Below are 24,239 nucleotides of genomic sequence, written 5' to 3' on the forward strand. Positions count from 1 at the left end.
TGGCGGTCAGGCTCCCGCGGCCGACTTGAGGTCGGCGGCCCGGTCGGTGCTCTCCCAGGTGAGGTCCGGCAGCTCCCGGCCGAAGTGGCCGTACGCGGCGGTCTGCTGGTAGATCGGGCGGAGCAGGTTGAGGTCCCGGATGATCGCGGCCGGACGCAGGTCGAACACCTCGGTGACGGCCTTCTCGATCGACGCGACCGGCACGGTCTCGGTGCCGAACGTCTCGATGAACAGGCTCACCGGGTGGGCCTTGCCGATGGCGTAGGCGACCTGCGCCTCGCACCGCTCGGCCAGACCGGCGGCGACCACGTTCTTGGCGACCCAGCGCATGGCGTACGCGGCGGAGCGGTCCACCTTGGACGGGTCCTTGCCGGAGAACGCGCCGCCGCCGTGGCGGGCGTACCCGCCGTACGTGTCAACGATGATCTTGCGACCGGTCAGCCCGGCGTCGCCCATCGGGCCGCCGATCTCGAACCGGCCGGTCGGGTTGACCAGAAGCCGGTAGCCGTCGGTGTCCAGGCCGAGGCTCTCCAACTCCGGAGCGATCACGTGGTCACGCACGTCGGGAGTGAGCAGCGAGTCCAGCGAGATGTCCGCGGCGTGCTGGCTGGACACGACCACGGTGTTCAGCCGGACCGGGCGCAGCCCCTCGTACTCGATGGTCACCTGGGTCTTGCCGTCCGGCCGCAGGTAGGGGATCGTGCCCTCCTTGCGCACGGCGGCCAGGCGGCGGGCCAGCCGGTGGGCGAGGGCGATCGGCAACGGCATCAGCTCGGGCGTCTCCGAGCAGGCGAAGCCGAACATCATGCCCTGGTCGCCGGCGCCCTGCGCGTCCAGCGCGCTCTCCGACGCCCCGGTCCGCAGCTCGAAGGCGTTGTCCACGCCCTGTGCGATGTCCTCGGACTGCGCGCCGATGGAGACGCTGACGCCGCAGGACGCGCCGTCGAAGCCCTTCTTCGACGAGTCGTAGCCGATGTCGAGGATGGTGCGGCGGACGATCGTCGGGATGTCCGCGTACGCCTTGGTGGTCACCTCACCGGCGATGTGCACCTGGCCAGTGGTGATCATGGTCTCCACCGCGACCCGACTGTGCGGATCCTCGGTCAGCAACGCGTCGAGGATGCCATCGCTGATCTGGTCGGCGATCTTGTCCGGGTGGCCTTCCGTGACCGATTCGGACGTGAAGAGGCGGCGTGTCACGGCACTCCTAAGCGTGTGAGGTCGTTCCGCGGCAGTCTAATCACCACTGCGGCCGGTGCAGGGACCGGTCGCGCTCCGTTCCACCCGTCAGGAGCGGACCGGCAGCCGCGCCACGACGAGATCCCAGACGGTGTCGGCCACGGCTTCCTTGGCCTGCTCGGGCAGCCGGCTGACCGAGCCGTCCGCGCCGATGACCGTCACCGTGTTGGTGTCGGCGCCGAAGACCAGGTCGGGACCGACCTCGTTGACGACGATCAGGTCGGCCCGCTTCCGAGCGAGTTTCGCTCGGCCGTTGGCCTCGGCGTCGCCGGTCTCGGCGGCGAACACCACAAGCAGCTGCTCCGCTCGTTTGCGCTGGCCGAGCTCCGCCGCGATGTCCGGGTTCGTGACGAGCTCGATGGTGGGCGCGACACCGTCGTCCGACTTCTTGATTTTGCCAGGCGCGTAGGCCGCCGGCCGGAAATCGGCCGGAGCCGCCGCCATCACCACCGCGTCGGCCTCGACGGCGGCCTTCAACGTCGCCTCCCGCAACTCGGCGGTGGTGCCGACCCGGATCAGGTCGACGCCGGCGGGGTCGGCGAGGGAGACGTTGGCCGCGATCAGGGTGACCCGGGCGCCTCGGGCGACCGCCGCGCGGGCGAACGCGTACCCCTGTTTGCCGGAGGAGCGGTTGCCCAGGAAGCGGACCGGGTCCAGCGGCTCCCGCGTGCCACCGGCGGTGACGACCAGCCGGCGGCCGGCCAGGTCGGCGGGGGCGGAGGCACCTCGGGCCAGGACCCGACGGGCGACGGCGAAGATCTCCGCCGGGTCGGGCAGCCGACCCTTGCCGGTGTCGACGCCGGTGAGCCGCCCGACTGCCGGTTCGATGACCCGGACCCCCCGGGAGCGCAGCGTGGCGACGTTGGCCACGGTGGCCGGGTGCTCCCACATCTCGGTGTGCATGGCCGGGGCCAGCAGCACCGGACAGCGGGCGGTCAGCAGGGTGTTGGTCAGCAGGTCGTCGGCGAGCCCGTGCGCGGCCTTGGCGAGCAGGTCGGTGGTGGTCGGTGCGACCACCACCAGGTCGGCCTGCTGACCGAGCCGGACGTGCGGCACCTCGTGCACGTCGGTCCAGACGTCGTCGGCGACCGGCTGGCCGGAGAGTGCCGCCCAGGTCGGCGCCCCGACGAACCGGAGCGCCGACGCGGTCGGCACGACCCGGACCCGGTGACCTGATTCGGTGAAGAGTCGCAGCAGCTCACACGCCTTGTAGGCGGCGATGCCGCCGCCGACCCCGAGGACGATCGAGGCGGACATCGGCCGGCGAGTGCTTACGGCTGGTCGGTCGGCTCGGCGGTGAGCAGGCCCGAGTTGATCTCGCGCATGGCGATGGAGAGGGGCTTCTCCTGCGGGGTGGTCTCGACGAGCGGGCCGACGTACTCCAGCAGGCCCTCGCCGAGCTGGCTGTAGTAGGCGTTGACCTGGCGCGCGCGCTTGGCGGCGAAGATGACGAGCGCGTACTTCGACGTCGTCTTCTCGAGGAGCTCGTCGATCGGCGGGTTGGTGATGCCTTCGGGGTTGGCGATGGATCCCACGAATTTGACCTCTGCGTCTTTCGAGCCGCGCGCACGCGGTGTTGAGTCTCAACGGCGGCCGGCGGTCAGCCGCGCACGCGCGACCAGGCCGGATCCGGATAAGAAGAACCGAGTAAGCCTACCAGCTCGTCGACCACCCGCTCGGTGCGGTCGTGGGTCAGCGTGTGCGTGAAGGCGGCCGCCACGGTGGGGTCGGGTTCGTACCCCGGTGGGCCCAGCAGCACCAGCCGCGCATCGGGCCGGCGGGCCCGCACCACCGCCGCGCCGGGCAGGTCGAGCGGGAGCAACACCGGCTGCCCGGCGTCGAGCCGGGCGCGCAGCGGTGGGTACGGCGTGCCCCGGCGGTATGCGCCGATCCGGGACCACTCCAACAGCTCGCCCGCGGCGAGCCGGCGATCGAACTCGGCGGGGGCGAGGAAAACGCGGTCGTCCCCGTCGATCTCCGCCTCCCGGCGCGGCCTGGTCGTGGCCGGCACCGGGATCCACACGGACGGAGAACGCGCCCGGACCAGCTCGACGACACTCTCCCTGCCGGAACCCGAAGGTCCAGCCAGGACAGTGAGCCGAGCAGCCGGGCGCGCCTCGTCATCCGTGCTCACTGCTTGTTTCTACACGCTGCCAGGTTCAGTTGGCGGCGAACTCTCCAAGCAGTGCCTTGCGCTGCTGCTCGCCGAGGCCACGCAGGCGACGGCTGTCCGCGATCTTGAGCTTCTCCATGATCTGGGTGGCCCGGATCTTGCCGATACCCGGCATGGCCTGCAGGACGGCCGAAACCTTGAGCTTGCCGACGACGTCGTCGCTCTCGGCGCGCTCGAGGACGGCACCAAGAGTGGTCTTGCCCTGCTTGAGCTGCTCCTTCAGCTGAGCACGGGCCTTGCGGATCTCCGCGGCCTTCTCGAGCGCGGCAGCGCGTTGTTCGGGGGTCAGTGACGGGAGCGGCACCAGTTCTCCTCAGGTCCCTATCGCGGCGGGCGGGGCGCACCGCCGCATCTGTGAAACGTGGTGTCGCTGTGAACCAAGGGGTCCATGGTTCCCAGCGCGGGGAAAACTAGCGGCCAACGGAGCTTTCGGCAACGTGGGGGCCGCATGATCACCGTAAGGTGACCGACCCGTCAGTCAGTCACCGGGCAGGCAGGACGGCCCGGCAGTCGGCCAACACGCGGTCCGCGGCGGCCCGCAGGGCGTCGACATCGGGGCCGGCGGAGAGCACCTCCCGGGAGTACGACGGGAGCACCGAGGCGAGGCTCGAACCGAAGACGGTACGCAGATCGGCGGCACCGGCACCCTGCGCGCCGAGCCCCGGAGCGAGCAGTGGACCCCCCACGCCGGAGAGGTCGTGACCGGTGTCACCGATGGTCGCCCCGACCACCAGACCGAAGCTCCCGAGCGGAGTCGCACCCTCGTTGAGCTGGGAAATCTCGTCGATCACGGTTTGCGCCACGGTGCGGCCGTCGGCCGTGCGGGCCTGCTGCACGGCCGCGCCCTCGGGGTTGGAGGTGAGGGCCAGCACGAACACGCCGCCGCCGTGCTCGGCGGCCAACTCGAACATCGGCGCCAACGAACCGACTCCGAGGTAGGGGCTCGCGGTGACCGCGTCGACATACATCGGGCTGGATGGATCGAGGTACGCGGAGGCGTACGCGCGCATCGTCGAGCCGATGTCGCCGCGCTTCACGTCGAGGAGAACGAGCGAGCCGGCATCCCGTAACTGTCGGATAGTTGACTCAAGAATCTCCACTCCGCGGGATCCGAATCGCTCGAAAAAGGCCGACTGAGGCTTCACCACCGCAACCCGGTCACCGAGCGCCTCGACGACGGTCCGCGCGAACCGATCCAGTCCCGAGACGTCGTCCGGGAGGCCCCAACCGGCCAGCAGACCCGGATGCGGATCGATGCCCACACAGAGTGGCCCCCGCTCGCCGATCGCCCGGTGCAGCCGGGTTCCGAAGCTCTCCATCCGGTACTCCCTCTCTCCTGCCGGGCGGCGGACCGCCTCCCGGGTGTGCGTTGACGACGGCGGTTCAGCCGGCCGCCACCGCCGCCGCCACCCCGGCCGTGATCCGGGCCAGGTCGGCGTCGTCGGTGACGTACGGCGGCATCGTGTAGACGAGGTCGCGGAACGGGCGCAGCCACACCCCCTGATCCGCGGCGGCCACGGTGGCCGCACCGAGGTCGACCTCGTGGTCGAGTTGGACCACCCCGATCGCGCCGAGCACCCGCACGTCGGCCACGCCGGGCGCACCGCGCAGGGGCTCCAGGCCGGCGCGCAGGCCGGCGCCGACCCTGGCCACCTGGGCCGACCAGTCCCCGGCCCGCAGCAGCCCGATGGAGGCGTTGGCCACCGCGCAGGCCAACGGGTTGCCCATGAACGTGGGTCCGTGCGCGAGGACGCCGGCGGCGGAGATGCCCCGGGCGACCTCCGGGGTGCAGAGCGTCGCCGCCAACGTCAGGTAGCCCCCGGTGAGCGCCTTGCCCAGGCACAGCACGTCCGGCGTCACCCCGGCGTGCTCGGCGGCGAACATCGCACCGGTACGACCGAACCCGGTGGCGATCTCGTCGAAGATCAGCAGCACCCCGTGCGCCCGGGTCACCTCGCGCAGCACCCGCAGGTAGCCCGGATGGTGGAACCGCATCCCGCCGGCGCCCTGGACGACGGGCTCGACGATCACCGCGGCCAGTTCGTCGGCGTGCCGCTCGACGGTCTCCACCAACGCCGCCACGTACGCGTCGTCGGGCGGGTCGTCGAAGCCGCCGGGCGGGACCGGGGCGAACACCTGCCGGGGCAGCACGTCGCCCCAGAGGTGGTGCATGCCGCCCTCCGGGTCACAGACGCTCATCGGGTGGAACGTGTCGCCGTGGTAGCCACCCCGCCAGGTCGCCAACCGGCGCCGCTGCGGTCGGCCGACGGCCCGCTGGTACTGCAGGCACATCTTCACGGCCACCTCGACGCTCACCGAGCCGGAGTCGGCCAGGAACACGTGCTCCAGGCCGTCCGGGGTCAGCTCGACCAGGGTCCGGGCGAGCCGTACGGCGGGCTCGTGGGTGAGCCCGCCGAACATCACGTGGCTCATCCGGCCGAGCTGGTCGGTCGCCGCCGCGTCCAGCACCGGGTGCCGGTAGCCGTGGATCGCCGCCCACCAGGACGACATCCCGTCCACCAGCTCCCGCCCGTCGGCGAGCCGCAGCCGCACCCCCTCGGCGCTCTCCACCACGTACGGCGGGTTCGTCGGGGGCAGCGCGGCGTACGGATGCCAGACGTGCGCCCGGTCAAAGGCCAGGATCTCCTCGGGTGTCACACGTACTCCTTCCAGACACGGACAAGCCGGGCGTCCCACAGCCGAGAGTCATCCCCGCGCCCTTTGCTCGGCTTCACCGGACGCGACACCCGGTGTCCGGAGAGCGGACGTCGGCCGTCGCGTGGGTTGACGCAGAGCAGAGGGCCAGCAGCGAGGCTCGCCTCCCGGGCGCGCGGCCGGTTCGGCGACGAGCCGGCGCGGGCCGGCCCGACGCGAGGCCGGGCGAGCACCGGGCCGGCGCGGTCACCGGCCGGCGACCGCGTCCGGTGCCACGGGCGCGGCAGTCGCGCGGGCGGCGGCGCGGACCAGGGCCGGACCGCGGTAGATGAAGCCGGTGTAGAGCTGCACCAGGGCGGCGCCGGCGTCGAACATCCGCGCCGCGTCGTCCGGGTCCAGCACCCCGCCGACGCCGATGATCGGCAGCCGTCCACCGGTCTCCCGGTGGACGAAGTCGACCACCTCCCGAGCCCGTCCGGTGAGGGGCCGGCCGGAGAGACCACCGGCCTGGGCGCCGCGCTCGGCGTCCACCGTGGCCAGCCCGGTCCGGGACAGCGTGGTGTTGGTGGCGATCACCCCGGCGGCGCCACGGGCCAGGCAGACCTCCAGCAGCTCGGCGATCGCCGCCTCGGTCAGGTCGGGCGCGATCTTGACCAGCACCGGCTTCTCCCCCACCAGCGCGCCGAGCAGCGCGTCCAGGTGGGCGCGGTCCTGCAACGACCGCAGGCCCGGCGTGTTCGGTGAGGACACGTTCACCGCGAAGTAGTCGCCGTGCCCGCGCAGCGCCCGGTACGAGGCGAGGTAGTCCTCGACCGCCTCGTCCAGTGGGGTCACCTTGGACTTGCCCAACGAGATGCCCAGCGGCACCCCGAGCGGGCGGGTGAGCGCCGTCAGCCGGGCCGCCAACGCCGCGGCCCCGGCGTTGTTGAAGCCCATCCGGTTGACCACCGCCTCGCTGGCCGGCAAACGGAACAGCCGCGGCCGTGGATTGCCCGGCTGGGCGTGCGCCGTGACCGTGCCGACCTCGACGAACCCGAAGCCGAGGGCCGGCCAGGCCGGCAGCGCCGCGCCGTCCTTGTCCATCCCCGCGGCCAACCCGACCGGGTTGGGGAAACGCACCCCGAACACCGTGCGCGGCGCGTCGACCGCGTAGCGGGTTCGCAGCGCGGCGAGCGCGGCCGGCCGCCGCGACAGGGCCGCCAACCGCCGCAAAGTCCACTCGTGCGCCGCCTCGGCGTCTCCACCCCCGATCCGGAACAACCAGGGCCGTACCGCCTGCTCGAACAGGGTCACTGGGCGGCCCGCAGGATGGCGTGCAGATCCTGCAGGGGGCGCACCTGCATGTCGCCGCGGATGCGCGCCTCGATGCCCATGACCGCCGCCGCCGCGCCGGGGACCGTGGTGATGCAGGGGATGTCGGCGGTGACGGCCGCGCTGCGGATCTCGTAGCCGTCGGAGCGGGCGCTGGCACCCGAACCCTGCGGCGTGTTGATCACCAGCGCCACCTGGCCGCCGGCGATCAGCGACACCGCGTCATCGCCCTCGCCAGCCTGGTAGTGCTTGCGGACCTGCTCGCAGGCGATGCCGTGCCGGCGCAGCACCTCGGCGGTGCCGGTGGTCGCCACGATCTCGAAGCCGAGATCGGCCAACCGCTTGATCGGGAAGATCATGCCGCGCTTGTCCCGGTTGGCCACCGAGACGAAGATCTTCCCGGCGGTCGGCAGCGACCCGTACGCGGCGGACTGGCTCTTGGCGAAGGCGTGCCCGAAGTTGGTGTCGATGCCCATCACCTCGCCTGTCGACTTCATCTCCGGCCCGAGCAGCGAGTCGATCCCCTTGCCCGCGCGGGTCCGGAAACGCTTGAACGGCAGCACCGCCTCCTTGACCGCGACCGGCGCGTCGGCGGGCATCGTGCCCCCGTCCCCCGTCGCCGGGAGCAGGCCCTCGGCGCGCAGCTCGGCGATCCTCGCGCCGAGCGCGATCCGGGCCGCCGCCTTGGCCAGCGGCACCGCCGTCGCCTTCGAGACGAACGGCACGGTACGCGACGCCCGCGGGTTGGCCTCCAGCACGTAGAGCACGTCGTCCTTGAGGGCGTACTGCACGTTGAGCAGGCCGCGGACGCCGACGCCACGGGCGATGGCCTCGGTGTAGCGGCGGACCTCGGCCAGGTGCGAGCCCGCGAGGGTGATCGGCGGCAGCGCGCAGGACGAGTCGCCGGAGTGGATGCCGGCCTCCTCGATGTGCTCCATCACGCCACCGATGTAGACCTCGCCGTCGGCGTCGCAGAGAGCGTCCACGTCGATCTCGATGGCGTCGTCGAGGAACCGGTCCACCAGCACCGGGTGATCCGGGGAGATGTCGGTGGCCCGACCGATGTAGTCGCGCAGCGTCGGGTCGTCGTAGACGATCTCCATGCCCCGCCCGCCGAGCACGTACGACGGCCGGACCAGCACCGGGTAGCCGATCTCGTCGGCGATCGTCTTGGCCTCGTCGTAGGACGTGGCCATGCCGTGCGCCGGCGCGCGCAGCCCGGCGCGAGCCAGCACGGCGCCGAACGCGCCCCGCTCCTCGGCCAGGTGGATCGACTCCGGGGAGGTGCCGACGATCGGCACACCGGCGTTCTTGAGCCGCTGCGCCAGGCCCAGCGGGGTCTGCCCGCCGAGCTGCACGACCACCCCGACCACACCCGGCCCGCCGGCCGCCCGGCCGGACGAGTCCTCGGCGTGCCAGACCTCCAGCACGTCCTCGAAGGTCAGCGGCTCGAAGTAGAGCCGGTCGGCGGTGTCGTAGTCGGTGGAGACCGTCTCCGGGTTGCAGTTGACCATGACGGTCTCGTAACCGGCCGACCGCAACGCCTGCACCGCGTGCACACAGGAGTAGTCGAACTCGATGCCCTGCCCGATCCGGTTCGGGCCGGAGCCCAGGATCAGCACCTTCGGCCGGTCCGACGGCGCGACCTCGGTCTCCAGGTCGTACGTCGAGTAGTGGTACGGCGTGGTCGCCTCGAACTCGGCCGCGCAGGTGTCCACCGTCTTGTAGACCGGGCGTACGTCGAGGCGGTGCCGCAGGGTGCGGACGCCGTCCTCGGCGGCCAGCTCCGGGCGCAGCGCGGCGAGCTGACGGTCGGACAGGCCGGCCCGCTTGGCCCGGCGCAGCAGGTCGGCGTCGAGTACCGGCGCGTCGACGATCTCGCCGCGCAGCTCGATCAGCGCGGCGATCTGGTCCAGGAACCACGGGTCGATCCCGCCGGACGCCTCGCTGACCTCGGCGATCGACGCGCCGAGGCGCAGCGCCCGCTCGACGGTGTAGAGCCGGCCGTCGTGCGGGATCCGCAGCGCGGCCAGGGTGTCGGAGCGGGTGGCGTCCGCCGGATCTGGAGTGGTCCAGAAACCAGATGATCGGGTTTCCATCGAGCGCATCGCCTTGTTCAGCGCCTCGGTGAAGTTGCGCCCGAGGCTCATCGCCTCGCCCACCGACTTCATCGTGGTGGTCAGCTCCGGGTCCGCGCCGGGGAACTTCTCGAACGCGAACCGGGGGATCTTCACCACGACGTAGTCCAGGCTCGGCTCGAAGGCCGCCGGGGTCTTCAACGTGATGTCGTTGGGGATCTCGTCGAGGGTGTAGCCGATGGCCAGCTTCGCGGCGATCTTCGCGATCGGGAAGCCGGTCGCCTTCGAGGCCAGCGCCGAGGAGCGCGACACCCGGGGGTTCATCTCGATCACGACGATCCGGCCGTCGACCGGGTTGACCGCGAACTGGATGTTGCAGCCGCCGGTGTCCACCCCGACCTCGCGCAGCACCGCGATGCCCAGGTCCCGCAGGCGCTGGTACTCCCGGTCGGTGAGCGTCATGGCCGGAGCGACGGTGACGCTGTCGCCGGTGTGCACACCCATCGGGTCGATGTTCTCGATCGAGCAGACCACCACCACGTTGTCGTGCCGGTCGCGCATCAGCTCGAGCTCGTACTCCTTCCAGCCGAGCACGCTCTCCTCGATGAGGACCTCGTGCACCGGGCTGGCGGCCAGGCCGTCGCCGGCGATGCGGGCCAGGTCTTCGGGGGTGTGCGCCATGCCGGAGCCCAGGCCACCCATGGTGAACGACGGCCGGATCACCACCGGCAGGCCCAGCTCGGCGACTGTCGCCTCGACCTCGTCCATCGTGTGGCAGACCCGGGAGCGGGGCACCAGCCCGGTCGGGTCGTCGACACCCAGCCGTACGCCGGCCTTCGCCACGATCTCCTTGAACAGCTGCCGGTCCTCGCCCCGGTTGATGGCGTCGATGTTCGCGCCGATCAGCTCGACGCCGTACTTCTCCAGGACGCCGGCCTCGTGCAGGGCGACGGCCGTGTTCAGCGCGGTCTGCCCGCCGAGGGTCGCCAGGATCGCGTCCGGGCGTTCCTTGGCGATGACCAGCTCCACGAACTCCGGGGTGATCGGCTCGACGTACGTCGCGTCGGCGAACTCCGGGTCCGTCATGATCGTCGCCGGGTTGGAGTTGACCAGGCTGACCCGGATCCCCTCGCTGCGCAGCACCCGGCACGCCTGGGTGCCGGAGTAGTCGAACTCGCAGGCCTGCCCGATGACGATCGGCCCGGAGCCGATCACGAGGATGTGCTTGAGATCGGTCCGCTTAGGCATTGCTGCGCCCCTCGATGAGATCGGCGAATCGGTCGAAGAGGTAGTCAGCGTCGTGCGGGCCGGCCGCCGCCTCCGGGTGGTACTGGACGGTGAACGCGGGCAGGTCCACGGCCCGCAGCCCCTCGACCACGTTGTCATTGAGGCAGACGTGCGACACCCGGACGCCACCGAAGTCGGTGTCGATCACCTGGTCGGGGACGACCGCGCCGTTGCCCGAGCCGGGGACCTGCACCGCGAAGCCGTGGTTGTGGCTGGTCACCTCGACCTTGCCGGTGAGCCGGTCGAGCACCGGCTGGTTGATCCCCCGGTGGCCGTAGCCCAGCTTGTAGGTGCCGAAGCCGAGCGCCCGACCGAGGATCTGGCTGCCGAAGCAGATGCCGAACAGCGGCACCTCCCGCCGCAGCGCCTCCCGGGCCAGCGCCACCGGGGCGTCGGCGGTCGCCGGGTCGCCCGGGCCGGGCGACAGGAAGATCGCGTCGGCGCCGGTGGCGAGCATCTGGTCGATGCTCGACGACGCCGGCAGCACGTGGGTGGTCACCCCACGGGTGGCCAGCCGACGCGGCACGTTGCGCTTGATGCCCAGGTCCAGCGCCGCCACGGTGAACCGGTGCTCGCCGAGGGCCTCGACGACGTACGGCTCGGCGGTGCTCACCTCGGCGGACAGGTCCGCGCCGACCATCTGCGGTGACTGCCGGACCCGGGCCAGCAGGCTCTGCGGGTCCTTCTCGACGCTGGAGATGCCCACCCGCATGGCGCCCCGCTCGCGCAGGTGCCGGGTCAGCGCCCGGGTGTCCACCCCGCTGATGCCCACCACGCCCTCGGTGGCGAGGCGGTCCTCCAGGCTGCCGGTGGCCCGCCAGTTCGAACCGATCCGGGCCGGGTCGCGCACCACATAACCCGCCACCCAGATCCGGCCGGACTCGTCGTCCTCGCCGTTGACGCCGGTGTTGCCGATGTGCGGGGCGGTCTGCACCACCACCTGCCGGTGGTAGGACGGGTCGGTCAGGGTCTCCTGATAACCGGTCATGCCGGTGTTGAAGACCGCCTCGCCGAAGGTCTCGCCGACGCTGCCGTACGCCTCACCGGGGAACGTGCGCCCGTCCTCGAGCACCAGGATTGCGGAACGTCTACGGGTCACTTGACTGCCTTTCCGTCCAGGACCGTCGGCTCGCCACGCAGGAAGGTCGCCACGATGCGACCCGGCAGCGTCATGCGGGCGTACGGGGTGTTGCGACTGCGGCTGGCCATCTCCGTCGGCTCGATGGTGCGGCGGGCGGCCGGGTCGATCAGGGTCAGGTTGGCCGGCACACCCGGCGCGGGGTCGACGCCGTGCCCGGTGAGGCCGGCGATCCGGGCGGGGGTACGCGACATCCGCTCGGCGATCAGGTCCCACTCGGGGCCGAGCACGTCGAGCGCGATGGACAGGGCCGTCTCCAGACCGAGCATGCCCGGCCGGGCGTACGCCCACTCGCACTCCTTGTCCTCCACGGCGTGCGGGGCGTGGTCGGTGGCGATCACGTCGACCACACCGTCGGCGAGCGCGGCGCGCAGCGCGGCGATGTCCGCGGCCGTCCGCAGCGGCGGGTTGACCTTGAAGACCGGGTCGTAGCTCTCCGCTCGCTCGTCGGTGAGCAGCAGGTGGTGCGGGGTGACCTCGGCGGTGACGCGTACCCCACGGGCCTTCGCCTGGCGCAGCACCTCGACGCTGCCGGCGGTGGAGACGTGGCAGACGTGCAGGCGGCTGCCCACGTGCTCGGCGAGCAGCACGTCCCGGGCGATGATCGCCTCCTCGGCGACCGCCGGCCAGCCGATCAGCCCGAGTCGGGTGGAGACCTCACCCTCGTGCATCTGCGCGCCCTCGGTGAGCCGGGGCTCCTCGGCGTGCTGGGCGATGATCCCGTCGAACGCCTTCACGTACTCCAGGGCCCGGCGCATCAGCTTCGGGTCGGCGACGCAGTGCCCGTCGTCGGAGAAGATCCGCACCCGGGCCGCGGAGTCCGCCATCGCGCCCAGCTCGGCCAGGCGCTCGCCGGCCAGCCCGACGGTGACCGCGCCGATCGGTTGCACGTCGACCAGACCTGCCTCGCGGCCGAGTCGCCAGACCTGCTCGACCACGCCCGCGGTGTCGGCGACCGGGGACGTGTTGGCCATCGCGCAGACCGCCGTGTAGCCGCCCATCGCCGCGGCGCGGGACCCGGACTCGACGGTCTCGGCGTCCTCCCGGCCGGGCTCGCGCAGGTGGGTGTGCAGGTCGACGAGGCCGGGCAGGGCGACCAGCCCGGTGCCGTCGACGACTGTGGCGTCCGGCGCGGACAGACCGGCGCCGACCTCGGCGACCAGACCGTCGCGGATCAGCAGGTCGGTCGGCGCGCCGCCGACGACACTCACGCTGGTGATCAGGTACGCGCTCACCGGTTGTTCCCTCCGAGCAGCAGGTAAAGAACAGCCATCCGCACGGAGACACCGTTGGTGACCTGTTCGACGATTGTGGAGCGGGGTGAGTCGGCGACCTCGGGGGTGATCTCCATCCCCCGGTTCATCGGGCCGGGATGCATGACGATCGCGTGCTCGGGCAGCCGGCGCATCCGTGGGCCGTCCAGCCCGTAGCGGCGGGCGTACTCGCGCGCGGAGGGGAAGTAGGAGTCGTTCATCCGCTCCCGCTGCACCCGCAGCATCATCACCACGTCGACGTTGGGCAGCACGGAGTCGAGGTCGTAGGAGACGTCGGTGGCGGGGGCGAGCGCTCCCGCGATGTCGACCGGGATGAGGGTCGGCGGGCCGACCAGGGTGACCTTCGCGCCGAGGGTGGAGAGCAGCAGCACGTTGGAGCGGGCGACCCGGGAGTGCAGCACGTCCCCGACCACCGCGACCGACAGCCCGGCGAGCCGGCCCAGCCGGGACCGCATGGTGTACGCGTCCAGCAGCGCCTGGGTCGGGTGCTCGTGGGTGCCGTCCCCGGCGTTGACGACCGAACCGTCGACCCAGTTGGCCAGCCGGTGCGGCGCGCCCGAGGCGGGGTGTCGCACGACGACGGCGTCGGCGCCCATGGCCTGCAGGGTCAGCGCGGTGTCCTTCAGGCTCTCGCCCTTGGTGACGCTGGAGCCCTTCGCGGAAAAGTTGATCACGTCGGCGCTGAGCCGCTTCGCCGCCGCCTCGAAGGAGATCCGGGTGCGGGTGGAGTCCTCGTAGAAGAGGTTCACCACGGTCCGGCCGCGCAGCGCGGGCAGTTTCTTGATCTCCCGACCGGCGACGGTGGCCATCTCGGCGGCGGTGTCCAGGATCTCGGTGGCGGTGTCGGCGTCCAGGTCCGCGCCGGAGAGCAGATGCTTGATCATGAGGCGGGTCCCCCGTAGAGCTTGACCTCGTCGGTCCCGTCGGTCTCGGCGAACGTCACCTTCACGCTCTCGGCGAGCGAGGTCGGGATGTTCTTGCCGACGTAGTCGGCGCGGATCGGCAACTCCCGGTGGCCGCGGTCGACCAGGACGGCGAGTTGCACCGACGCCGGGCGGCCCACGTCGTTGAGCGCGTCGAGCGCGGCCCGGACGGTACGGCCGGAGAAGAGCACGTCGTCGACGAGGATGACCCGCTTGCCGTCGATCCCGCCGGACGGCAACTCGGTCGGGCCGATCGCGCGCGTGGCCTGCCGGCGCAGGTCGTCGCGGTACAGGGTGATGTCGAGCACACCTACCGGAACGGCGACGTCCTCGAAGGTGCTGATCCGGTCGGCGAGCCGCCGGGCGAGGGGCGTCCCCCGGGTCGGAATCCCCAGCAGCACCGTGTTGGCGGCACCCTGGGTCTTCTCCAGGATCTGGTGGGCGATGCGGTCGACCACGCGTTGCACGTCGGCGCTGGCGAGGATCACCTTCACCGAGGGTTGTCGCGGTGGTGACGGGCGGGCAGCCGGTGGGTACGCCACGGCGGACCTCCTTCCCCGCCTCACGGGACGGGTCGTTAAAGGATGTCGGGCACCTCCGGCCGGACCGCGCAGCGGACCTGACCGGGGCTTCGCGCCACGTTACCAGTGGTCACCGGGCCGATGGACGGCGGCCGCTGACCACCGGGTCAGGACCAGGATTCGGGGACAACTTCCCGGACGCTCCCCAACGGTCGGGTCACGACCACTTGACCAGGTGTCGCATTCCCCGTACCGTCACGCTCCGTAGCGATCGACGGGAGAACCCCGAGCAGCACTGGGAGTGTCCGAATGCCCTCTGAATACGCCAAGTCTCTGGGCGCCCGCCTGCGCTCCATCCGCCAGCAGCAGGGTCTGTCCCTGCAGGGTGTGGAGGAGAAGTCGAATGGGCGGTGGAAGGCCGTGGTGGTCGGCTCGTACGAGCGCGGCGACCGGGCCGTGACGGTGTCCCGTCTGGCCGAGTTGGCCGAGTTCTACCGTGTCCCCGTCTCGGAGCTGCTGCCTGACGGCAGTGGTGTCCGGCACGAGCCCACCAGCAAGATCGTCCTGGACCTGGAGCGGCTCTACGACGAGGCCTCCGAGGACCTGGCCTACGTCGCCCGCTACGCCCGCGCCATCCAGCAGCAGCGTGGTGACTACAACGGCCGGGTGCTCTCGATCCGCGCCGATGACCTGCGGGCTCTCGCGATCGTCTACGACGCCTCGCCGTCGGGTCTGATCGAGCGGCTCACCGAGCACGGTGTGCTGGTGGCCGACCCGCGGGCGTTCTTCGCCTCCTGAGCTGTCGCTGTACCGAAAGGGCCCGTGCCATCTGGCACGGGCCCTTTCCGGTCACGGCGTTCGGTGCTGCGATGCTCAGCGGGTGGCGTACTCGGCGATCCGGCCGAGCACCCCGTTGAGGAAGCGCGGCGAATCGTCGGTCGACATCTGCCGGGCCAGCTCCACAGCCTCACTGATCGCGACCGCGTCGTCGATCTCGTCGACGTAGAGCAACTCGTAGACGGCGATCCGGGCCAGATTCCGGTCGACGACCGGCATCCGCTCCAACGTCCAACCCTCGGCGTAGCTGGCGATCAGCTCGTCGATCCGGTTGAGGTGCTCGGCGACGCCCTCGACCAGACCCACCGCGTAGCCGAGGTGCTCCGGTCGGGGCTGCTCGATCCGCTGCACGTAGCCGGCCAGCACCTCCACCGGAGGCTTGTCCCGCAGGTCGGCCTCGTAGAGGACATCCAGCGCCCGCTTGCGCGCCTTGCGGCGCGCCGGCATCTGCTGCTTGGAACCCTCAGCCATCAGGCGCGGCCGAGGTAACGGCCGTCGCGGGTGTCGACCTTGATCTTCTCACCGGTGGTGATGAACAGCGGCACCGGCACGGTGGCGCCGGTCTCCACGGTCGCCGGCTTGGTGCCGCCGGTCGAGCGGTCACCCTGCAGGCCCGGCTCGGTGTAGGTGACCTCCAGCACGACGCTTGTGGGCAGCTCGATGTAGAGCGGCACACCCTCGTGCTGGGCGACGGTCGCCTCCGCCTCGGGCAGCAGGTAGTTGGCTGCCTCGCCAACGGTGCCGCCGAGCACGGTGATCTGGTCGAACGTCTCCAGATCCATGAAGACGAAGTCCTCACCGTCGGCGTACAGGTATTGCATCGTGCGCTTGTCAACGGTCGCGGTTTCGACCTTGGTGCCCGCGTTGAAGGTCTTGTCGACCACCTTCCCGGACAGCACGTTCTTCAGCGTGGTGCGCACGAAGGCACCACCCTTACCGGGCTTGACGTGCTGGAACTCGACGACAGCCCAGAGCTCGCCGTCCAGGTTGAGTACCAGGCCGTTTTTGAGGTCGTTGGTGGAGGCCATTTCCTGCCTTGATCATCAATTGGCGGACAGACCTTACGAGTCTACTAGCTGCGCCGAGACCCGCTGACCACCCTACGCGGGCGGGGGCCGACCAACGGGCATCGACGCCCACAACGGTGACGGAGCGTGACGCTCGGACCGGTAGCCGTTCCCCTCGTCGAACCCTTTGCTCTGCTTCAACCCGCGCACCAGTCACCCACCGTGCCGGCCAGACCGCCGCCCTCGGTACGACACAACTCACAAAGCCGCAGCTCACCGCACTGTTGCGTCAGTTGAAGCAGAGCAAAGGATCTGAGCAGGTACGCACACCCGGCACCGGACGCGGCGCACCAGGGGACGCTCGGCGAGGCCGAAAACGCTCACTATCGGTAATTTGTCGCAGCCGGTGGGAAATGGGCGGGAAACCGGTGGTCAGGCGCCTCGGCCGGCCAGGTGGTGCAGAGCGAGGCGATAGCCGTCGATGCCGAGGCCGCAGATCACCCCGGTCGCCACCGCGGACACCACCGAGTGGTGGCGGAACTCCTCGCGGGCGTGGATGTTGGACAGGTGCACCTCCACCAACGGCCCCCGCAGCATCGCGCACGCGTCCCGCACGGCGTACGAGTAGTGCGACCAGGCAGCCGGGTTGAGCACCACCGCGGCAGCCTCGTCGGCGGCGGTGTGCAGCCAGCCGAGCAGCTCGTGCTCGGCGTCGGTCTGCCGGACCGTCACGTCCAACCCCAACTCCCGGCCGGTGGCCTCGCAGAGCGCCACCAGATCGGCGTAGGTGGTCGCGCCGTACACCTCGGGCTCCCGGGTGCCCAGCCGGCCCAGGTTCGGCCCGTTGAGGACGTACACCTTCACGGGACGGCCACCTCCTGGTAGGCGGCCTCCAGCAGCGCGTCGTCCGGACCCTCCAACATCGCCGGACGGGCCAGCCCGTCCAGCACCACGAAACGCAGCCGGCTGCCCCGGGCCTTCTTGTCCACCCGCATCGCGGCCAGCAACTGCGGCCAGGCGTCGGCCGGGTAGCTCACCGGAAGACCGAGCGCGGTCAGGGCGACCCGGTGCCGGTCGGCGGTCGGCGCGTCCAGCCGGCCGGCGAGCCGGGCCAGCGCGGCCGCGTAGACCAGGCCGACGGCGACGGCGTGCCCGTGCCGCCAGCGGTAGCCCTCGTTCTGCTCGATCGCGTGGGCCAGGGTGTGACCGTAGTTGAGCACCTCCCGCACGCCCGACTCGCGCAGGTCACCGGCGACCACGTCCGCCTTGACCCGGATCGCCCGCTCGATCAGCTCCCGCGTCACCGGCCCGCGCGCGTCGGTGGCCGCCTCCGGGTCGCGCTCGACGAGATCCAGGATCGCCGGATCGGCGATGAACCCGCACTTGACCACCTCGGCGAGCCCGGCCGCCAGGTCGACCGCGGGCAGGCTGTCCAGGGCGGCCAGGTCGGCCAGCACACCGACCGGCGGATGGAACGCGCCCACCAGGTTCTTGCCGGCGGCCGTGTTGATGCCCGTCTTGCCGCCCACCGCGGCGTCCACCATGCCCAGCAGCGAGGTCGCCACCGGCACCCAGCGCACCCCGCGCAACCAGCAGGCCGCGACGAAGCCGGCCAGGTCGGTCACCGCGCCGCCGCCCACCCCGACCACCGCGTCGGTACGGGTGAAGCCGGCCGCGCCGAGCCGGTCCCAGCAGGCGGCCGCCACGTCGATCTGCTTGCCCGACTCGGCGTCGGGCACCTCGATCGGCAGCGGCTCGACGCCGGCGGCGCGCAGCCGCTCGCCGAGCGCGTCCGCCAGGGCCTTGAGCGGGGGCGCGTGCAGCACCGCCGCCCGACTCGCGCCAGGCAGCAGGCCCGGCAACGCGCCCAGCAGGTCACGCCCCACCAACACGTCGTACGGCCGCTCGCCGCCGACCGGAATCCGGGTCACCTCGTTCATCGCCGGCAGCCTAGTCCAGCGGGCGGCGCGGTGACGGCATCTGCCCACCTGCTGGCCGGGCCGCCCAGTCGGCGAGCAGGCGGGCGTGCTCGGCCACCGCGGCGCGCAGCGCCTCCGGGTGTCGCACCGTGAACGGGCAGCCCAGACCGGCGAGGAGCGCGGCCATGCCGGGCAGGCTCTCCGCCCGGGCCCGCAGCAGTACTCCCTCGGCGGTGACGGTCAGCTCGGCCACGCTGGGCGGGATGCGACGGCGCGCCATGTCCACATCGGTCTCCAGCAGCACCTCGACCTCGTGCGAGTAGGGCACGCCGGCCAGCGACCTGGTCACCCGGGCCACCGGGTCGAAGCCCTCCGGGACGGTGAACGTCGCCGTGCCCGGCGTCACGGCGCCGACGCGGTCCAGTCGGAACGTGCGCACCTCCCCGCGCCGGTGGTCGTGGCCGGTGACGTACCAGCGGCCGGAGTGGAAGACCAGGCCGTACGGGTCGAGTTCCCGGTGCGACTGCTCGCCCCGCCAGGAGCGGTAGTCCAGTGCCACCCGCTGCCGGTGCCGGGCCGCCGCGGCCAGCGCGAGCAGGGTGCCCGACGCCGGCCGCAGCTCCGGTTCGGGGCGGCGCAGGGTGAAGCCGAGGTGCTCCTGCACGGCCGCGAGCCGGTCGGCGAGCGCCGCCGGCAGCACCCGACGGATCTTCGCGAGCGCCGTGGCCGTGGCGGGCTGCTCGGTGGTCAGCCCGACCCGCTCCGCGACGACCAGCCCGAGCAGCACGGCCACCGCCTCGTCGTCGGTGAGCATCAGCGGCGGCAGCTTGTAGCCGGGGTGCAGCCGGTAGCCGCCGTGGCGGCCCCGGTCGGCGGTGACCGGGATGCCCAGCTCGACGAGGGTGGCCGCGTACCGGCGCACGGTCCGCTCGTCGACACCGAGCCGGCCGGCCAGCTCGGCGGCGGTGGCACGGTGCCGGGCCTGGAGCAACTCCAGCAGGGCCAGCACCCGGCCGGCGGGATGTGACACAGACCACTCCTCGAAACCGGGCGGATTCTGTCCAGATTCGATCGTACGGTCTGTCGGTAACCGAGAGAAGGAGCGACAGATGGCGACGTACGTGCTGGTGCCGGGGTTCTGGTTGGGCGCCTGGGCGTGGCGGGAGGTGACCTCGGCGCTGCGCGCGCAGGGGCACGAGGTCCACCCGATGACACTGACCGGGGTGGCCGAACGCCACCATCTCGCCGGTCCGGAGATCGGCCTGGAGACGCACACCACCGACATCGTCCGACTGATCGAGGTCGAGGATCTGCGCGACGTGCTGCTGGTCGGCCACTCGGGCGGCGGGATGCCGGTCGCCCAGGCGGCGGACCGCATTCCGGACCGGATCGCCCGGGTGATCTACGTGGAGAGTGGGCCGTTGCCGGACGGCGTCGCGCAGTTCGACACGGTGCCACCGGAGGAGCAGCAGCGGCTGCGCGCCGCGATCGGCACCGGCCACCTGCTGCCGCCGCCGGCGTGGGACCCGGCCGCCGACCCCACCAACCTGGCCGGTCTGGACGAGCCGACGCTGGCCCTGCTGCGTGCCCGGGCCACCCCGCAACCGCTGGCGGCCGCCACCGACGCGGTACGCCGTACCGGTGGGCGTCCGGTGCCGACCGCGCTGGTCGCCAGCACCTTCCCGCTCAGTGTGGTGCGGCAGATGATCGGCGAGGGGCACCCGTTCTTCACCGGTCTGGCCGGCGGTCAGCTGTTCGAGTTGCCCACCGGGCACTGGCCGATGCTCAGCGAGCCGAAGGCCCTGGCCGACGTGCTCGACCGCGCCGCCCACGGCTGAGCGCCGACCCGGGCAGCGGTCAGCCCTTCAGCACGGCGGCGATCTCGGCGACGACCGCCGCCGGGGCCCGGCCGTCGGTGGTCACCGTCATCGTGGCCACCTCTCGGTAGAGCGGCCGACGCTGATCCATCAGGTGCTTGAGGGTGGCGCGCGGGTTGATCGCCAGCAAGGGTCGGCCGGCGCCCAACCCGACCCGCTTCACCGCGTCCGGCAGCTCCACCGAGAGGTGCACCACGCGGTGCCCGATCAACGCGGCCCGCGTCTCCTCGGCCAGCACCGCGCCGCCGCCGAGCGCGAGCACACCCGTGCCGCCGGCCAGCGCCGCGGCCACCGCGGCCCGTTCCAGGGTACGGAAGTGCGCCTCTCCCTCGTCGATGAAGATCTCCGGGATCGGCTTGCCGGCCATCTGCTCGATGTCGACGTCGGTGTCGCGGAACTCCACCCCGAGGGTGGCGGCGAGCGCCCGGCCGACGGTGGTCTTGCCGCAGCCGGGGACGCCGACCAGCACGACGACCGGCGCCATCAGCGGATCACCAGGGCGTCGAGGTAGCCGGCCAGGTTGCGACGGATCTCGGCGATCGAGTCCCCGCCGAACTTCTCGGTGGCCGCCTCGGCGAGCACGAGCGCCACCATCGCCTCGGCGACCACCGCCGCGGCGGGCACCGCGCAGACGTCGGACCGCTGGTTGATCGCGGTGGCCGGCTCGCCGGTGGTGATGTCCACGGTGGCCAGCGCCCGGTTCAACGAGGAGATCGGCTTCATCGCGGCACGAACCCGCAGCGGCTCGCCGGTGGTGATGCCACCCTCCAGCCCACCGGCCCGGTCGGTGACCCGGCGGACGCCCGTCGCCGACGGAATGATCTCGTCGTGCGCCTCCGAGCCCCGGGACCGGGCCTGCTGCCAGCCGTCGCCGATCTCCACGCCCTTGATCGCCTGGATGGACATCAGCGCGGTGGCCAGTCGGGCGTCGAGTTTGCGGTCCCACTGCACGTGACTGCCCAGACCCGGCGGCACCCCGTACGCCAGCACCTCGACCACGCCCCCGAGGGTGTCGGCGGCCTTCTTCGCGGCATCGACCTCGGCGACCATCAGCGCGCTGGCCTCCGCGTCGAGGCAGCGCAGCGGGTCGGCGTCGATCCGGGCAGCGTCGGACGGCACGGGACGCAGCCCCGGCTTCGCGGCCACCGGACCCAACTCGACGACGTGCGAGACGATCTCGATGCCGAGCGCCTGCCGGATCAACGCCTTGGCGACCGTGCCGACGGCGACCCGGGCGGCGGTCTCCCGGGCGCTGGCGCGTTCCAGGATCGGCCGGGCGTCGGTGTGCCCGTACTTCTGCATGCCGGCCAGGTCGGCGTGGCCCGGCCGGGGACGGGTCAGCGGCGCGTTGCGGGCCTGCCGGGCCAGCTCGTCGGGGTCCACCGGATCGGCGGCCATCACGGTCTGCCACTTCGGCCACTCGGAGTTGCCCACCCGGATCGCCACCGGGCTGCCCAGGGTCACGCCGTGCCGCAGACCGCCGAGCAGCTCGACCTCGTCGCGCTCGAACGCCATCCGGGCGCCACGGCCGTAGCCCAGCCGCCGACGGGCCAGCTCGTCGGCGATCTCGGAGGAGGTCACCTCGATGCCGGCCGGCACCCCCTCCATCATCGCGACGAGGGCGGGACCGTGCGATTCACCTGCAGTCAACCAGCGCAACACAGCGGCCAGTCTGTCACGGCGCGCCACCGACCCGGCACGCTGCCCGCCGTGTCCCGCCCTGCGGACACCGGTGCCCGGTCGACCGGGCACCGGTGGCAGGTCAGATCCCCCGACCGCGCTTGTGCAGGGTGCGCAGGACCGCGTCGGCCCGGACCACCCGACCGGCGACGGCGAGGGCCAGATAGGCGCGCGGCTCGCGGGGATTGCTCCGCAGGGTGCGCCGAGCCCACCGCAGCGCGCCCCGGCGGTTGCCGGCGGCGGCCTGGGCGAACGCGATCTGACCGGCCACCCGCGCCGCACCGGCCGGTTGGCCGGCGAACTCGGGGTAGCGCCGCAGCAGCCACTGCAACGCCTCGGAGATGGTGTCCCAGCGCTGCGAGAAGTACGAGCGCTTGTGCCACCGGACCAGCACCGAGGGCGTCCGCAGGTTGATCAGCGGCGCGCTGCGCGCCGCCCGCAGCAGGAACTCGTAGTCCTCCGCGTAGCTGCCCGGGATCTCCTCGTCGACCAGCCCGAACCCGTCGCGCAGCGCACTGGCGCGGATCAGGAAGGTCGACGGGTGCAGCTCGGTCAACCGGTCGCGCAGGAGGTCGTCCAGGCTGATCCGGTCCTTGTCCAGCACCCGGTCGACGGTGTGCCCGTCATAGCTGACCCGGATGCCGGAACAGACGAACTCGGCAGCCGGGTCGGCGGCCAGCGCGTCGACCTGCGGGGCCAACTTGCCGGGCAGCCACTCGTCGTCGTCGTCGCAGAACGCGACAAGCTCACCCTCCCCGGCGAGGGTGCCGCTGTTGCGAGCCCCGGCCAACCCCGGGGTACGGGTGTTGCCGATCACCCGCACCGCACGGGTCGGGCCGCCGGCCAGCTCGGTCAGCGACTCGTCCTGCGCGGACTGGTCGAACACCACCACGACCTCGATCGGCCCCGGATACTCCTGGGCCAGGATCGCGCGCACCGCCGACCTCAGCAGCTCCGGGCGGTCCCGGGTGGGCACCACGACACTGACGCTGGGCTGGTGGGTCATCGGATCTCCTTCGCACCCGGGCGCGGCCGGGACCGGGCCCGCCACCGGAGTGGGCGCGGGGTCGAGCGGGCCACCAGGTCGTCGACGATCCGCCCGACCCGGGCCACCGCCGCCCGTTGTGCCTCGTGCGCCTGCGGGTCGGCGGCCACCGCGTACCGGGATGGGTCGGCCAACCCGTCGGTCAACGCGCCGTGCAGCGCCTCCCGGGTCTCGCAGAGCGCCACCAGGCCGGCGGCGCCGAGCCGGCGGGCGAACAGGAGCTGGTGGTCGTCGACGTGCTCACCGCGCGCCGGGTCGCGAGGCACCACGATGGGCAGGTGGCCGTGCCGGCGTGCCTCCAGGATGGTCGCCGGGCCACCGTGGCAGACCACCAGGTCGGCCTCGGCCATCGCCTGTTGCAGCGCGTCGTGGCCGAGGAACGGCACGGCGCCGGGCAGGTGCGGGGCGCGGGTGTGTCCGTGCTGCACCGTCAGCCCGACCTCGTCGGTGGCCTGCGCGTGCCACTGCGCCAGCCAGTCGACGAGCCGGTCGAAGGGGTGCTTGTCGGTGCCCACCGCGACCAGCAGCCGGAGCTGGCCGGTTTCGGTGTCACGCTGGCGCGGCAGTCGGGGCTCCTCGTCGGTCGAGGCTGGTTGCGATCGCCGGGCGGTGCCGGCCTCCCCCGTCACAGCAGCGTCCCGACGACTGTCGCCTCGGGATACTGCCGGCGCTGCTCGTCCCACTGCACGAGCATCGCGGACAGGAACGGTCGGCAGAGCCGTGCGGTCAACGTCGGGGTGTCGATCCGGTCGTACACCTCGATATAGACCGTCGGGATGCGCCACAGCCGGGCCAGCACCACGAACGGCACCGCCACCCCGGCTCCGGTGGTGACCACCGCGGCGACCCGCCGCGCCCGCAGCACCCGCCAGGCCAGCAGCGCGTTGCGCAGCAGGTTCGGGATGTTGCGGGTGGTCGGGTGGTGCGCCGGCACCAGGTCCTCGCCGGTCAGCAGGGACACCGCCTCCGGGGTGTCGAAGGTGACCCAGCAGCGCCGCCACTGTTCGTACCAGGGCCGCAGGGCGAGTAGTTGGGCCAGATGGCCACCGCTGGAGCCGACCAGCAGAAGCACTGGCGCGGCATCGTCGTCGATCTTCGTGTCCACGCGACTCCCCACAAGTTCGCTTGGAATTCCAGTTCACGCCACGCAGAAGCAGATCACACGTTTTCCGGTCGTTGAATAGCGCGACCGGTCGAGACGTCGATCTCCACATCGGGCACCCGGGCGCGTCGAACGCCCGAGGTCCATCGATCGTTATCACCACCTGCCATTAT

25 protein-coding genes are annotated in these 24,239 nt (G+C 71.9%); 2 read left to right on the top strand and 23 right to left on the bottom strand.

From position 1 onward, the window contains the following. Positions 1–6: 6 nt before the first annotated feature. From metK to pyrR, 13 genes are all read right to left on the bottom strand, one after another. Positions 7–1,200: a methionine adenosyltransferase gene (gene metK, locus AB0O48_RS09950; RefSeq protein WP_357254843.1), complete on the bottom strand. Its 1,194-nt coding sequence runs from the start codon at positions 1,198–1,200 to the stop codon at positions 7–9. Between the two features lie 87 nt (positions 1,201–1,287). After that, entirely contained in the window at positions 1,288–2,496 is a 1,209-nt protein-coding gene (gene coaBC, locus AB0O48_RS09955; RefSeq protein ID WP_357254841.1) for a bifunctional phosphopantothenoylcysteine decarboxylase/phosphopantothenate--cysteine ligase CoaBC, read from the bottom strand. Between the two features lie 14 nt (positions 2,497–2,510). Then, positions 2,511–2,774 carry a DNA-directed RNA polymerase subunit omega gene (gene rpoZ, locus AB0O48_RS09960; RefSeq protein WP_030335666.1) on the bottom strand — a complete coding sequence of 88 codons (264 nt, stop codon included), beginning with the start codon at positions 2,772–2,774 and terminating at the stop codon, positions 2,511–2,513. A gap of 65 nt (positions 2,775–2,839) precedes the next feature. After that, positions 2,840–3,373 carry a guanylate kinase gene (locus tag AB0O48_RS09965; protein ID WP_357254839.1) on the bottom strand — a complete coding sequence of 178 codons (534 nt, stop codon included), beginning with the start codon at positions 3,371–3,373 and terminating at the stop codon, positions 2,840–2,842. A gap of 25 nt (positions 3,374–3,398) precedes the next feature. Beyond that, on the bottom strand, positions 3,399–3,716 hold the full coding sequence (gene mihF, locus AB0O48_RS09970; RefSeq protein WP_030335662.1) for an integration host factor, actinobacterial type: 318 nt from the start codon (positions 3,714–3,716) through the stop codon (positions 3,399–3,401). Between the two features lie 178 nt (positions 3,717–3,894). Continuing rightward, positions 3,895–4,731: an orotidine-5'-phosphate decarboxylase gene (pyrF, locus tag AB0O48_RS09975; protein WP_357254837.1), complete on the bottom strand. Its 837-nt coding sequence runs from the start codon at positions 4,729–4,731 to the stop codon at positions 3,895–3,897. Positions 4,732–4,795: 64 nt separating this feature from the next. Then, a complete protein-coding gene (locus tag AB0O48_RS09980; protein WP_365064514.1) occupies positions 4,796–6,070 on the bottom strand; it encodes an adenosylmethionine--8-amino-7-oxononanoate transaminase in 1,275 nt (424 codons plus the stop codon). A 243-nt stretch (positions 6,071–6,313) separates the two neighbouring features. Next, complete coding sequence (locus AB0O48_RS09985) at positions 6,314–7,360, bottom strand: quinone-dependent dihydroorotate dehydrogenase (protein WP_365064517.1); 1,047 nt, start codon at positions 7,358–7,360, stop codon at positions 6,314–6,316. Then, a complete protein-coding gene (gene carB / locus AB0O48_RS09990; protein ID WP_357569841.1) occupies positions 7,357–10,704 on the bottom strand; it encodes a carbamoyl-phosphate synthase large subunit in 3,348 nt (1,115 codons plus the stop codon). The genes AB0O48_RS09985 and carB overlap by 4 nt, the downstream gene beginning before the upstream one ends. Then, entirely contained in the window at positions 10,697–11,842 is a 1,146-nt protein-coding gene (carA, locus tag AB0O48_RS09995) for a glutamine-hydrolyzing carbamoyl-phosphate synthase small subunit (RefSeq protein WP_357254830.1), read from the bottom strand. Before carA ends, carB begins: the two co-directional genes overlap by 8 nt. Beyond that, positions 11,839–13,116 carry a dihydroorotase gene (locus AB0O48_RS10000; protein ID WP_357254828.1) on the bottom strand — a complete coding sequence of 426 codons (1,278 nt, stop codon included), beginning with the start codon at positions 13,114–13,116 and terminating at the stop codon, positions 11,839–11,841. Before AB0O48_RS10000 ends, carA begins: the two co-directional genes overlap by 4 nt. Beyond that, positions 13,113–14,039, bottom strand: coding sequence for an aspartate carbamoyltransferase catalytic subunit (locus tag AB0O48_RS10005; RefSeq protein WP_357254827.1), 927 nt, complete (start codon positions 14,037–14,039; stop codon positions 13,113–13,115). Before AB0O48_RS10005 ends, AB0O48_RS10000 begins: the two co-directional genes overlap by 4 nt. Further along, positions 14,036–14,620 (bottom strand): bifunctional pyr operon transcriptional regulator/uracil phosphoribosyltransferase PyrR, encoded by a 585-nt coding sequence (pyrR, locus tag AB0O48_RS10010; RefSeq protein ID WP_357254825.1) that lies wholly within the window; start codon positions 14,618–14,620, stop codon positions 14,036–14,038. The genes AB0O48_RS10005 and pyrR overlap by 4 nt, the downstream gene beginning before the upstream one ends. Before the next feature lie 288 nt (positions 14,621–14,908). On the opposite strand from pyrR, the gene AB0O48_RS10015 reads away from it, so the two are divergent. Continuing rightward, positions 14,909–15,397: a transcriptional regulator gene (locus AB0O48_RS10015; protein ID WP_007458348.1), complete on the top strand. Its 489-nt coding sequence runs from the start codon at positions 14,909–14,911 to the stop codon at positions 15,395–15,397. Positions 15,398–15,472: 75 nt separating this feature from the next. Here AB0O48_RS10015 and nusB read toward each other — a convergent pair whose 3' ends face one another. The 5 genes from nusB to AB0O48_RS10040 all read right to left on the bottom strand — a co-directional run bounded on the left by nusB (position 15,473) and on the right by AB0O48_RS10040 (position 19,392). Further along, the gene (nusB, locus tag AB0O48_RS10020; RefSeq protein WP_184188983.1) at positions 15,473–15,883 is read right to left on the bottom strand and encodes a transcription antitermination factor NusB; all 411 of its coding nucleotides are present in this window, start codon (positions 15,881–15,883) and stop codon (positions 15,473–15,475) included. 23 nt (positions 15,884–15,906) lie between these two features. Beyond that, positions 15,907–16,464 (bottom strand): elongation factor P, encoded by a 558-nt coding sequence (gene efp / locus AB0O48_RS10025; RefSeq protein ID WP_210793018.1) that lies wholly within the window; start codon positions 16,462–16,464, stop codon positions 15,907–15,909. Positions 16,465–16,875: 411 nt separating this feature from the next. Then, positions 16,876–17,307 carry a type II 3-dehydroquinate dehydratase gene (gene aroQ / locus AB0O48_RS10030; RefSeq protein WP_365064525.1) on the bottom strand — a complete coding sequence of 144 codons (432 nt, stop codon included), beginning with the start codon at positions 17,305–17,307 and terminating at the stop codon, positions 16,876–16,878. After that, positions 17,304–18,383, bottom strand: a complete 1,080-nt coding sequence (gene aroB / locus AB0O48_RS10035; protein WP_365064527.1) for a 3-dehydroquinate synthase — start codon at positions 18,381–18,383, stop codon at positions 17,304–17,306. Before aroB ends, aroQ begins: the two co-directional genes overlap by 4 nt. Before the next feature lie 10 nt (positions 18,384–18,393). Next, entirely contained in the window at positions 18,394–19,392 is a 999-nt protein-coding gene (locus AB0O48_RS10040; RefSeq protein ID WP_365064530.1) for a YafY family protein, read from the bottom strand. Positions 19,393–19,471: 79 nt separating this feature from the next. Between AB0O48_RS10040 and AB0O48_RS10045 the strand changes: the two genes are divergently transcribed. Continuing rightward, positions 19,472–20,200 (top strand): alpha/beta fold hydrolase, encoded by a 729-nt coding sequence (locus AB0O48_RS10045; protein ID WP_365064532.1) that lies wholly within the window; start codon positions 19,472–19,474, stop codon positions 20,198–20,200. 19 nt (positions 20,201–20,219) lie between these two features. On the opposite strand, the gene AB0O48_RS10050 is transcribed toward AB0O48_RS10045, so the two are convergent. The 5 genes from AB0O48_RS10050 to AB0O48_RS10070 all read right to left on the bottom strand — a co-directional run bounded on the left by AB0O48_RS10050 (position 20,220) and on the right by AB0O48_RS10070 (position 24,069). After that, positions 20,220–20,723 carry a shikimate kinase gene (locus AB0O48_RS10050; RefSeq protein WP_357254817.1) on the bottom strand — a complete coding sequence of 168 codons (504 nt, stop codon included), beginning with the start codon at positions 20,721–20,723 and terminating at the stop codon, positions 20,220–20,222. Continuing rightward, the gene (aroC, locus tag AB0O48_RS10055; RefSeq protein ID WP_357254816.1) at positions 20,723–21,901 is read right to left on the bottom strand and encodes a chorismate synthase; all 1,179 of its coding nucleotides are present in this window, start codon (positions 21,899–21,901) and stop codon (positions 20,723–20,725) included. The genes AB0O48_RS10050 and aroC overlap by 1 nt, the downstream gene beginning before the upstream one ends. 100 nt (positions 21,902–22,001) lie before the next feature. Next, positions 22,002–22,925, bottom strand: a complete 924-nt coding sequence (locus AB0O48_RS10060) for a glycosyltransferase family 2 protein (RefSeq protein ID WP_357254814.1) — start codon at positions 22,923–22,925, stop codon at positions 22,002–22,004. After that, positions 22,922–23,593, bottom strand: coding sequence for a glycosyltransferase (locus AB0O48_RS10065; protein ID WP_357569846.1), 672 nt, complete (start codon positions 23,591–23,593; stop codon positions 22,922–22,924). The genes AB0O48_RS10060 and AB0O48_RS10065 overlap by 4 nt, the downstream gene beginning before the upstream one ends. Next, positions 23,590–24,069, bottom strand: a complete 480-nt coding sequence (locus AB0O48_RS10070) for a UDP-N-acetylglucosamine--LPS N-acetylglucosamine transferase (protein ID WP_357254811.1) — start codon at positions 24,067–24,069, stop codon at positions 23,590–23,592. The genes AB0O48_RS10065 and AB0O48_RS10070 overlap by 4 nt, the downstream gene beginning before the upstream one ends. Positions 24,070–24,239: the final 170 nt, after the last annotated feature.

It is taken from the genome of Micromonospora sp. NPDC085948, from assembly GCF_040686315.1.
GTDB lineage: Bacteria > Actinomycetota > Actinomycetes > Mycobacteriales > Micromonosporaceae > Micromonospora.